Here is an 8836-nt window from a genome sequence, read left to right on the forward strand (position 1 = left end):
TTAATAGGAGGTGTGACGAATGACCAAAGGAATCTTAGGAAGAAAAATTGGTATGACGCAAGTATTCGCAGAGAACGGTGATCTTATCCCGGTAACTGTTATTGAAGCAGCTCCAAACGTTGTTCTTCAAAAGAAAACAGCTGAAAATGATGGCTATGAAGCGATCCAGCTTGGTTTTGACGATAAGCGTGAAAAGCTTTCAAACAAACCGGAAAAAGGACACGTTGCAAAAGCGGAAACTGCTCCTAAGCGCTTCGTTAAAGAATTACGCGGCGTGGATATGGATGCGTATGAAATTGGTCAGGAAGTCAAGGTTGAAATTTTCTCTGCAGGAGAAATCGTAGATGTAACAGGAGTATCTAAAGGTAAAGGTTTCCAAGGTGCAATCAAGCGCCACGGACAATCTCGCGGACCTATGTCTCACGGTTCACGCTACCACCGTCGTCCTGGTTCAATGGGACCTGTAGATCCTAACCGTGTATTCAAAGGTAAACTATTACCTGGACGCATGGGCGGAGATCAAATCACTGTCCAAAACCTTGAAATCGTAAAAGTAGATGCTGAGCGCAATCTTCTTTTGATTAAAGGTAACGTACCTGGTGCGAGAAAAACTTTAATCACTGTTAAAAGTGCTGTTAAATCTAAATAAGTCTCTTAGGAAAGGAGGAAATTGATCATGCCAAAAGTAGCATTATACAACCAAAACGGTTCTACTGCTGGTGATATCGAATTAAACGCGTCTGTATTTGGAATTGAGCCAAATGAGAGCGTAGTATTCGACGCTATTCTTATGCAAAGAGCTTCCTTACGTCAAGGATCTCACAAAGTAAAAAATCGTTCTGAAGTACGCGGCGGAGGTCGCAAACCATGGCGTCAAAAAGGTACAGGTCGTGCCCGTCAAGGTTCAATCCGTTCACCGCAATGGCGCGGAGGTGGTGTCGTATTCGGCCCAACACCACGCAGCTATTCTTACAAATTACCTAAAAAAGTTCGCCGCTTGGCAATCAAATCAGTATTGTCTTCTAAAGTGAACGACAACAACATCATTGTTCTTGAAGATCTTACTCTTGATACGGTTAAAACAAAAGAAATGGCAGCTATCCTTAAAGGATTATCTGTTGAGAAAAAAGCTTTAATCGTAACTGCGGATGCAAACGAAGCAGTATCTCTTTCTGCACGCAACATCCCTGGAGTTACAGTTGTTCAAGCTAACGGAATCAACGTGTTAGACGTTGTCAACCACGAGAAGCTTCTGATTACAAAAGCTGCGGTTGAAAAAGTAGAGGAGGTGCTTGCATAATGAAAGATCCTCGTGATGTTCTTAAGCGCCCCGTCATTACTGAACGTTCTGCTGATTTAATGACTGAAAAGAAATATACTTTTGAAGTTGATGTAAGAGCTAATAAAACAGAAGTGAAAGATGCAGTTGAAAGTATCTTTGGAGTGAAAGTTGACAAAGTCAACATCATGAACTACAAAGGGAAATCAAAACGTGTCGGCCGCTACACTGGTATGACTAGCCGTCGCAGAAAAGCGATCGTAAAACTTACTGCAGACAGCAAAGAAATCGAAATTTTTGAAGCTTAATTATCTGTAAAAAGAAGGAGGGAAATTCAAAATGGCGATTAAAAAGTATAAACCGACCTCTAACGGACGTCGTGGCATGACAACTTCAGATTTTGCTGAAATCACGACTGACCAGCCGGAAAAATCCTTGCTTGCGCCCCTTCACAAAAAAGGCGGACGTAACAACCAAGGTAAATTGACTGTACGTCACCAAGGTGGCGGACACAAACGCCAATACCGTGTTATCGACTTCAAACGCGATAAAGATGGTATACCTGGACGCGTTGCTACAGTTGAGTACGATCCAAACCGTTCAGCTAACATTGCACTAATCAACTATGTAGACGGAGAAAAACGTTACATTCTTGCACCAAAAGGAATTCAAGTAGGTACTGAAATCATGTCCGGCCCTGAAGCTGACATCAAAGTAGGTAACGCACTTCCGCTTATCAACATCCCTGTTGGTACAGTTGTGCATAACATTGAATTAAAACCTGGTAAAGGCGGACAGCTTGTACGTTCAGCTGGTACATCTGCTCAGGTTCTTGGTAAAGAAGGCAAATACGTTCTTGTACGTCTTAACTCTGGTGAAGTTCGCATGATCCTTTCTGCTTGCCGCGCTTCTATCGGTCAAGTAGGTAACGAGCAGCACGAACTTATCAACGTTGGTAAAGCAGGACGCTCTCGCTGGAAAGGCATCCGCCCTACAGTACGCGGTTCTGTAATGAACCCTAACGATCACCCGCACGGTGGTGGTGAAGGTCGCGCGCCAATCGGACGCAAATCACCAATGTCTCCTTGGGGCAAACCGACTCTTGGATTCAAGACACGTAAGAAAAAGAACAAATCTGATAAATTTATCGTACGTCGTCGTAAAAATAAATAACGGGGTTGTCTACGGTTCATTTCGGACCGTAGTGCAATCACGAAGGGAGGTTCCAAAATGGCTCGCAGCTTGAAAAAAGGACCATTTGTCGATGGACACTTGATGACAAAAATCGAGAAATTAAATGAAACGGACAAGAAACAAGTTGTAAAAACTTGGTCTCGCCGTTCAACTATTTTCCCACAATTTATCGGTCACACTATCGCAGTATATGACGGACGTAAACACGTGCCTGTATTCATTTCTGAAGACATGGTAGGCCACAAGTTGGGCGAATTCGCACCGACTCGTACTTACAAAGGCCACGCCAGTGACGATAAAAAAACAAGACGCTAAGAGAGGAGGCTTTTAAATGCAAGCTAAAGCTGTTGCAAGAACAGTCCGTATTGCTCCTCGTAAAGCACGTCTAGTAATGGACCTGATTCGAGGTAAGCAAGTAGGCGAAGCAGTATCTATCCTGAACTTAACTCCGAGAGCTGCTTCTCCGATCATCGAAAAAGTTTTAAAATCTGCTATCGCAAATGCTGAGCACAACTACGAGATGGACGCTAACAATCTGGTTATTTCTCAGGCATTTGTTGACGAAGGCCCAACGTTAAAAAGATTCCGCCCGCGTGCTATGGGACGTGCGAGCCAAATCAACAAACGTACGAGCCACATTACAATCGTTGTATCAGAAAAGAAGGAGGGATAAGTAGTGGGTCAAAAGGTAAATCCAGTCGGTCTTCGTATCGGAGTCATTCGTGATTGGGAATCTAAGTGGTACGCTGGTAAAGATTACGCTGACTTCCTGCACGAAGATTTAAAAATTCGTGAATTCATTAGCAAACGCCTTTCTGACGCTTCTGTTTCTAAAGTAGAAATCGAGCGCGCAGCAAACCGCGTTAACATTACGATCCACACTGCTAAGCCTGGTATGGTAATCGGTAAAGGCGGATCTGAAGTTGAAGCACTTCGTAAAGCCCTTAACAGCCTTACTGGCAAGCGTGTACACATTAACATTCTTGAAATCAAAAGAGCAGATCTTGATGCTCAGCTTGTAGCTGACAACATCGCTCGTCAACTAGAAAACCGTATTTCTTTCCGCCGTGCGCAGAAACAACAAATCCAACGCACTATGCGTGCTGGAGCACAAGGTGTGAAAACAATGGTTTCCGGCCGTCTTGGCGGAGCTGACATTGCTCGTTCTGAATACTACAGTGAAGGAACTGTTCCATTGCACACTTTACGTGCTGACATCGACTATGCAACATCTGAAGCTGACACAACTTACGGTAAGCTTGGTGTAAAAGTCTGGATCTATCGTGGAGAGGTTCTTCCTACTAAGAAGAAAACTGAGGAAGGAGGAAAATAATATGTTATTACCAAAACGCGTTAAATATCGCAGAGAGCATCGCGGAAAAATGCGCGGTCGCGCTAAAGGCGGTACTGAAGTACATTTTGGTGAGTACGGTATCCAGGCTCTTGAAGCTTCTTGGATCACAAACCGCCAAATCGAAGCTGCACGTATTGCGATGACTCGTTACATGAAACGTGGCGGTAAAGTTTGGATTAAAATTTTCCCTTCAAAACCTTACACTGCTAAACCGCTTGAGGTACGGATGGGTTCCGGTAAAGGGGCTCCTGAAGGCTGGGTAGCTGTTGTAAAACCGGGCAAAGTTTTATTTGAAATTTCTGGTGTGTCTGAAGAGGTAGCTCGTGAAGCTCTTCGTCTTGCATCTCACAAATTGCCAATTAAAACGAAGTTCGTAAAACGTGAAGAAATTGGTGGTGAATCAAATGAAAGCTAATGAAATTCGTGACCTTACCACTGCTGAAATTGAACAAAAAGTAAAGTCTCTTAAAGAAGAACTTTTCAATCTTCGCTTTCAATTAGCGACAGGACAACTTGAAAATACTGCTCGCATTCGTGAAGTGCGCAAAGCTATCGCGCGCATGAAAACTGTGATTCGTGAAAGAGAAATTGCTGCCAACAAATAATCACTGAGGGGAGGTCGTGAGCATGAGCGAACGTAACCAACGCAAAGTTTACCAAGGCCGTGTTGTTTCTGACAAAATGGATAAAACCATCACTGTTGTTGTTGAAACATACAAAAAGGATCCTATTTACGGTAAACGCGTAAAATACTCAAAGAAATTCAAAGCACATGATGAAAATAACCAAGCTAAAATCGGAGACATCGTAAAGATCATGGAAACTCGTCCATTATCTGCAACTAAGCGTTTTCGTCTAGTAGAAGTTGTCGAAGAAGCTGTTATTATCTAATAAAGTTCGGAATTCTTTTTCCGAAGGGAGGTAACAAATAATGATTCAACAAGAGACTCGTTTAAAAGTTGCTGACAACTCCGGTGCGCGTGAGGTACTTACTATTAAAGTTCTTGGCGGTTCTGGACGTAAAACGGCTAACATTGGTGATGTAATTGTTTGCACGGTTAAACAAGCAACACCAGGAGGCGTTGTCAAAAAAGGTGAAGTCGTAAGAGCTGTTATCGTTCGCACAAAAAGCGGAGCACGCAGAACTGACGGATCATACATCAGCTTCGATGAGAATGCATGTGTTATCATCCGTGACGACAAGAGCCCGCGTGGAACTCGTATCTTCGGACCGGTTGCCCGTGAATTACGTGAAAACAACTTCATGAAAATTGTTTCTCTGGCTCCAGAAGTTATCTAATGAAATAAATGCCTTACTCAAGGAGGTGCGATCAGGATGCATGTGAAAAAAGGCGATAAAGTAATGGTTATCTCTGGTAAAGATAAAGGCAAACAAGGTACGATCCTTGCTGCTTTCCCTAAAAAGGACCGCGTTCTAGTTGAGGGCGTAAACATGGTGAAGAAGCACTCTAAACCAACTCAAGCAAACCCTCAAGGCGGTATTTCTAATCAAGAGGCGCCAATTCATGTATCAAACGTTATGCCGCTCGATCCTAAAACAGGTGAAGTGACTCGCGTAGGATACAAAGTGGAAGATGGCAAAAAAGTTCGTGTTGCAAAAAAATCTGGGCAAGTCTTAGATAAATAGTATTTAAAGGAAGGGAGGTCTATCTCATGAACCGCCTTAAAGAAAAGTACAATAAAGAAATTTCACCTGCTTTAATGACGAAGTTCAACTACGACTCTGTTATGCAGGTGCCAAAAATCGAAAAAATCGTAATCAACATGGGTGTCGGTGATGCTGTTCAAAACGCAAAAGCAATCGACAGTGCTGTTGAAGAATTAACGTTTATCGCAGGTCAAAAACCTGTCGTTACTCGTGCGAAGAAATCAATTGCTGGATTCCGTCTTCGTGAGGGAATGCCTATCGGTGCGAAAGTAACTCTTCGCGGAGAGCGCATGTATGATTTCCTTGATAAACTTATTTCTGTATCTTTACCGCGTGTACGTGACTTCCGCGGGATTTCTAAGAAATCTTTCGACGGTCGCGGAAACTACACTCTTGGTATTAAAGAACAGTTAATCTTCCCTGAAATTGACTACGATAAAGTAACAAAGGTTCGCGGAATGGACATCGTTATCGTAACGACTGCTAACTCTGACGAAGAGGCTCGTGAGCTATTAACTCAAGTAGGTATGCCGTTCCAGAAATAATCAATGAAAGGGAGGCGAAATCGTGGCTAAAAAGTCAATGATTGCGAAACAACAACGTACACCAAAGTTTAAAGTGCAAGAGTACACTCGCTGTGAACGCTGCGGACGTCCGCACTCAGTCATTCGTAAATTTAAACTTTGCCGTATTTGTTTCCGTGAGCTTGCATATAAAGGACAAATTCCTGGCGTGAAAAAAGCCAGCTGGTAATCCCCAAGAATGGGAAGGAGGTAATTATATAATGGTTATGACAGATCCAATTGCAGATATGCTGACTCGTATTCGCAATGCAAACATGGTACGTCATGAGAAGCTTGAAATTCCTGCTTCTAAATTGAAAAGAGAAATTGCTGACATTTTAAAGCGTGAAGGTTTCATTCGTGACGTTGAGTTCGTAGAAGACAGCAAACAAGGTATCATCCGCGTTTTCTTGAAATACGGACAAAACAACGAGCGCGTTATCACTGGTCTTAAAAGAATCAGCAAACCAGGTTTGCGTGTATACGCTAAATCAAATGAAGTACCTCGCGTACTTAACGGTCTTGGAATCGCGATTATTTCTACATCACAAGGTGTTTTAACGGACAAAGAAGCCCGTGCAAAACAAGCTGGTGGAGAAGTTCTAGCATACGTTTGGTAAGAAGTTTAACAAGAATGGAGGTGTTTTAGTATGTCTCGTGTAGGTAAAAAACTGCTTGAGATCCCTTCTGGAGTTACAGTAACGCTGAACGAAGGCAACACTGTAGCTGTAAAAGGACCAAAAGGAGAATTAACTCGTACTTTCCATCCTGATATGGAAATCAAAATTGAGGACAACGTGCTTACAGTTACTCGTCCTTCTGATCACAAAGAGCACCGTGCGCTGCATGGTACGACTCGCAGTCTGCTTGGAAACATGGTTGAAGGCGTATCTAAAGGATTTGAAAGAGGTTTGGAATTAGTCGGTGTCGGTTATCGTGCGGCTAAATCCGGAAACAAACTTGTTTTAAACGTTGGATACTCTCACCCTGTTGAGATCGTTCCTGAAGAGGGCATCGAAATCGAAGTTCCTTCTCAAACTAAAGTAGTTGTAAAAGGTACAGACAAAGAGCGTGTAGGAGCTATCGCTGCTAACATCCGCGCTGTACGTTCTCCAGAGCCTTACAAAGGTAAAGGAATCCGCTACGAAGGTGAAGTTGTTCGCCGTAAAGAAGGTAAATCTGCTAAGTAAGACCGCTTAAAGTGAAGAAAGGAGTGACCTAAGGATGATTACGAAAACTAGCAAAAATGCTGCTCGTCAAAAAAGACATGCCCGTGTTCGTGCTAAACTTTCAGGCACAGCTGAAAGACCTCGTCTGAATGTGTTCCGTTCAAACAAACACATTTATGCTCAAATCATCGATGATGTAAATGGCGTTACACTTGCTAGTGCCTCTACTCTCGATAAAGATTTGAACGTGGAAAGCACTGGTGACAGCGCTGCTGCTGCTAAAGTCGGTGAACTCGTTGCGAAACGCGCTTCTGAGAAAGGTGTTTCTGACGTAGTATTTGACCGCGGCGGATACTTATACCATGGACGTGTAAAAGCTCTGGCCGATGCAGCTCGTGAAGCCGGACTGAAATTTTAATAAAAAAAGGAGGGACACATGATTATGCGTCGTATTGACCCAAGCAAATTAGAGTTAGAAGAACGCTTAGTTACGGTTAACCGCGTAGCGAAAGTTGTTAAAGGTGGTCGTCGTTTCCGTTTCGCAGCTCTAGTCGTTGTCGGTGACAAAAACGGTCACGTAGGTTTCGGTACTGGTAAAGCACAAGAAGTACCTGAAGCAATCCGCAAAGCTGTTGAAGATGCGAAAAAGAATTTGATTGAAGTACCAATGGTTGGAACTACGATTCCACACGAAATCATCGGACGTTTCGGTGCAGGCAATATCTTGTTGAAACCTGCTTCTGAAGGTACTGGAGTTATCGCTGGAGGCCCTGTACGTGCAGTACTTGAGCTTGCTGGCGTTGCTGATATCCTTTCTAAGTCTTTAGGTTCTAACACACCGATCAACATGATCCGTGCAACACTTCAAGGTTTAAGTGAGCTTAAACGTGCTGAAGAGGTTGCGAAGCTTCGTGGAAAATCTGTAGAAGAACTGTTAGGATAAGGAGGGAACATTAATGGCTAAATTAGAAATTACCCTCAAACGCAGTGTAATCGGTCGCCCGGAAGATCAGCGCGTTACTGTAAGAACACTTGGTTTAAAGAAAACAAACCAAACTGTCGTTCATGAAGATAACGCTGCGATCCGCGGTATGATTAATAAAGTATCTCATCTAGTTTCTGTTAAAGAACAATAAAAATAAATTATAGGCTAAGGAGGTGTCCTAATGAAACTTCATGAATTAAAGCCTTCAGAAGGTTCACGTAAAGTACGCAATCGCGTAGGTCGTGGTATTGGTTCTGGTAACGGTAAAACAGCTGGTAAAGGTCACAAAGGTCAAAACGCTCGTTCTGGCGGCGGTGTACGCCCTGGATTCGAGGGGGGACAAATGCCTTTATTCCAACGTCTTCCTAAACGCGGTTTTACAAACATCAACCGTAAGGATTACGCTATTGTGAACGTAGACAAATTGAACGGTTTTGCGGAAGGAACGGAAGTCACTCCTGAACTTCTTCTTGAGACTGGTGTTATTAGCAAACTTAATGCAGGAGTAAAGATTCTTGGCAACGGTAAATTAGAGAAAAAATTAACTGTAAAAGCCAATAAATTCTCTGCTTCTGCGAAAGAAGCTGTTGAAGCTGCTGGCGGTACAGCTGAGGTGATCTAAC

At 43.1% G+C, this 8836-nt stretch carries 20 protein-coding genes; all 20 read left to right on the plus strand.

The window, feature by feature from the left end; all coding sequences use genetic code 11:
- Positions 1–19 precede the first annotated feature (19 nt).
- Genes rplC through rplO form a run of 20 tightly spaced genes read left to right on the plus strand, consistent with a single transcriptional unit; the run spans position 20 to position 8835 of the window.
- Positions 20–649 carry a 50S ribosomal protein L3 gene (rplC, locus tag NYE42_RS00730; protein ID WP_007410402.1) on the plus strand — a complete coding sequence of 210 codons (630 nt, stop codon included), beginning with the start codon at positions 20–22 and terminating at the stop codon, positions 647–649.
- A gap of 27 nt (positions 650–676) precedes the next feature.
- Complete coding sequence (gene rplD, locus NYE42_RS00735; RefSeq protein WP_007615239.1) at positions 677–1300, plus strand: 50S ribosomal protein L4; 624 nt, start codon at positions 677–679, stop codon at positions 1298–1300.
- Entirely contained in the window at positions 1300–1587 is a 288-nt protein-coding gene (rplW, locus tag NYE42_RS00740; protein WP_003156467.1) for a 50S ribosomal protein L23, read from the plus strand. Before rplD ends, rplW begins: the two co-directional genes overlap by 1 nt.
- Positions 1588–1618: 31 nt before the next feature.
- The gene (gene rplB, locus NYE42_RS00745; RefSeq protein ID WP_003156470.1) at positions 1619–2452 is read left to right on the plus strand and encodes a 50S ribosomal protein L2; all 834 of its coding nucleotides are present in this window, start codon (positions 1619–1621) and stop codon (positions 2450–2452) included.
- A 57-nt stretch (positions 2453–2509) separates the two neighbouring features.
- The gene (gene rpsS / locus NYE42_RS00750; RefSeq protein WP_003156472.1) at positions 2510–2788 is read left to right on the plus strand and encodes a 30S ribosomal protein S19; all 279 of its coding nucleotides are present in this window, start codon (positions 2510–2512) and stop codon (positions 2786–2788) included.
- Positions 2789–2804: 16 nt separating this feature from the next.
- Positions 2805–3146 carry a 50S ribosomal protein L22 gene (rplV, locus tag NYE42_RS00755; RefSeq protein ID WP_003156475.1) on the plus strand — a complete coding sequence of 114 codons (342 nt, stop codon included), beginning with the start codon at positions 2805–2807 and terminating at the stop codon, positions 3144–3146.
- 3 nt (positions 3147–3149) lie between these two features.
- Positions 3150–3806, plus strand: coding sequence for a 30S ribosomal protein S3 (gene rpsC / locus NYE42_RS00760; protein ID WP_003156476.1), 657 nt, complete (start codon positions 3150–3152; stop codon positions 3804–3806).
- A 1-nt stretch (position 3807) separates the two neighbouring features.
- Positions 3808–4242 (plus strand): 50S ribosomal protein L16, encoded by a 435-nt coding sequence (gene rplP / locus NYE42_RS00765; RefSeq protein WP_003156478.1) that lies wholly within the window; start codon positions 3808–3810, stop codon positions 4240–4242.
- Positions 4232–4432, plus strand: coding sequence for a 50S ribosomal protein L29 (gene rpmC, locus NYE42_RS00770; protein WP_003156482.1), 201 nt, complete (start codon positions 4232–4234; stop codon positions 4430–4432). Before rplP ends, rpmC begins: the two co-directional genes overlap by 11 nt.
- 22 nt (positions 4433–4454) lie before the next feature.
- Entirely contained in the window at positions 4455–4718 is a 264-nt protein-coding gene (gene rpsQ, locus NYE42_RS00775) for a 30S ribosomal protein S17 (RefSeq protein WP_003156484.1), read from the plus strand.
- A gap of 40 nt (positions 4719–4758) precedes the next feature.
- Positions 4759–5127, plus strand: a complete 369-nt coding sequence (gene rplN / locus NYE42_RS00780; protein WP_007410404.1) for a 50S ribosomal protein L14 — start codon at positions 4759–4761, stop codon at positions 5125–5127.
- A 36-nt stretch (positions 5128–5163) separates the two neighbouring features.
- Positions 5164–5475: a 50S ribosomal protein L24 gene (gene rplX / locus NYE42_RS00785; RefSeq protein WP_003156486.1), complete on the plus strand. Its 312-nt coding sequence runs from the start codon at positions 5164–5166 to the stop codon at positions 5473–5475.
- 26 nt (positions 5476–5501) lie between these two features.
- The gene (gene rplE, locus NYE42_RS00790) at positions 5502–6041 is read left to right on the plus strand and encodes a 50S ribosomal protein L5 (RefSeq protein WP_003156487.1); all 540 of its coding nucleotides are present in this window, start codon (positions 5502–5504) and stop codon (positions 6039–6041) included.
- Positions 6042–6063: 22 nt separating this feature from the next.
- Complete coding sequence (gene rpsN, locus NYE42_RS00795; RefSeq protein ID WP_003156488.1) at positions 6064–6249, plus strand: 30S ribosomal protein S14; 186 nt, start codon at positions 6064–6066, stop codon at positions 6247–6249.
- Positions 6250–6280: 31 nt separating this feature from the next.
- Positions 6281–6679, plus strand: a complete 399-nt coding sequence (gene rpsH / locus NYE42_RS00800; protein WP_003156489.1) for a 30S ribosomal protein S8 — start codon at positions 6281–6283, stop codon at positions 6677–6679.
- Between the two features lie 30 nt (positions 6680–6709).
- Positions 6710–7249 (plus strand): 50S ribosomal protein L6, encoded by a 540-nt coding sequence (gene rplF, locus NYE42_RS00805; protein ID WP_003156490.1) that lies wholly within the window; start codon positions 6710–6712, stop codon positions 7247–7249.
- Positions 7250–7283: 34 nt separating this feature from the next.
- Positions 7284–7646 carry a 50S ribosomal protein L18 gene (rplR, locus tag NYE42_RS00810; RefSeq protein WP_003156492.1) on the plus strand — a complete coding sequence of 121 codons (363 nt, stop codon included), beginning with the start codon at positions 7284–7286 and terminating at the stop codon, positions 7644–7646.
- 24 nt (positions 7647–7670) lie between these two features.
- A complete protein-coding gene (gene rpsE / locus NYE42_RS00815; protein WP_003156493.1) occupies positions 7671–8171 on the plus strand; it encodes a 30S ribosomal protein S5 in 501 nt (166 codons plus the stop codon).
- 13 nt (positions 8172–8184) lie between these two features.
- On the plus strand, positions 8185–8364 hold the full coding sequence (gene rpmD / locus NYE42_RS00820) for a 50S ribosomal protein L30 (protein WP_003156497.1): 180 nt from the start codon (positions 8185–8187) through the stop codon (positions 8362–8364).
- 30 nt (positions 8365–8394) lie between these two features.
- Positions 8395–8835 (plus strand): 50S ribosomal protein L15, encoded by a 441-nt coding sequence (gene rplO / locus NYE42_RS00825; protein WP_007410405.1) that lies wholly within the window; start codon positions 8395–8397, stop codon positions 8833–8835.
- Position 8836: the final 1 nt, after the last annotated feature.

Source organism: Bacillus sp. FSL K6-2865 (genome assembly GCF_040311405.1).
Lineage (GTDB): Bacteria > Bacillota > Bacilli > Bacillales > Bacillaceae > Bacillus > Bacillus velezensis.

What these genes read in the sequence shown, in the direction of transcription:
- rplC (WP_007410402.1), top strand. Translation starts at nt 20, where the DNA reads ATGACCAAAGGAATCTTAGGAAGAAAAATTGGTATGACGCAAGTATTC.
- rplD (WP_007615239.1), top strand. Translation starts at nt 677, where the DNA reads ATGCCAAAAGTAGCATTATACAACCAAAACGGTTCTACTGCTGGTGAT.
- rplW (WP_003156467.1), top strand. Translation starts at nt 1,300, where the DNA reads ATGAAAGATCCTCGTGATGTTCTTAAGCGCCCCGTCATTACTGAACGT.
- rplB (WP_003156470.1), top strand. Translation starts at nt 1,619, where the DNA reads ATGGCGATTAAAAAGTATAAACCGACCTCTAACGGACGTCGTGGCATG.
- rpsS (WP_003156472.1), top strand. Translation starts at nt 2,510, where the DNA reads ATGGCTCGCAGCTTGAAAAAAGGACCATTTGTCGATGGACACTTGATG.
- rplV (WP_003156475.1), top strand. Translation starts at nt 2,805, where the DNA reads ATGCAAGCTAAAGCTGTTGCAAGAACAGTCCGTATTGCTCCTCGTAAA.
- rplP (WP_003156478.1), top strand. Translation starts at nt 3,808, where the DNA reads ATGTTATTACCAAAACGCGTTAAATATCGCAGAGAGCATCGCGGAAAA.
- rpmC (WP_003156482.1), top strand. Translation starts at nt 4,232, where the DNA reads ATGAAAGCTAATGAAATTCGTGACCTTACCACTGCTGAAATTGAACAA.
- rpsQ (WP_003156484.1), top strand. Translation starts at nt 4,455, where the DNA reads ATGAGCGAACGTAACCAACGCAAAGTTTACCAAGGCCGTGTTGTTTCT.
- rplN (WP_007410404.1), top strand. Translation starts at nt 4,759, where the DNA reads ATGATTCAACAAGAGACTCGTTTAAAAGTTGCTGACAACTCCGGTGCG.
- rplX (WP_003156486.1), top strand. Translation starts at nt 5,164, where the DNA reads ATGCATGTGAAAAAAGGCGATAAAGTAATGGTTATCTCTGGTAAAGAT.
- rplE (WP_003156487.1), top strand. Translation starts at nt 5,502, where the DNA reads ATGAACCGCCTTAAAGAAAAGTACAATAAAGAAATTTCACCTGCTTTA.
- rpsH (WP_003156489.1), top strand. Translation starts at nt 6,281, where the DNA reads ATGGTTATGACAGATCCAATTGCAGATATGCTGACTCGTATTCGCAAT.
- rplF (WP_003156490.1), top strand. Translation starts at nt 6,710, where the DNA reads ATGTCTCGTGTAGGTAAAAAACTGCTTGAGATCCCTTCTGGAGTTACA.
- rplR (WP_003156492.1), top strand. Translation starts at nt 7,284, where the DNA reads ATGATTACGAAAACTAGCAAAAATGCTGCTCGTCAAAAAAGACATGCC.
- rpsE (WP_003156493.1), top strand. Translation starts at nt 7,671, where the DNA reads ATGCGTCGTATTGACCCAAGCAAATTAGAGTTAGAAGAACGCTTAGTT.
- rpmD (WP_003156497.1), top strand. Translation starts at nt 8,185, where the DNA reads ATGGCTAAATTAGAAATTACCCTCAAACGCAGTGTAATCGGTCGCCCG.
- rplO (WP_007410405.1), top strand. Translation starts at nt 8,395, where the DNA reads ATGAAACTTCATGAATTAAAGCCTTCAGAAGGTTCACGTAAAGTACGC.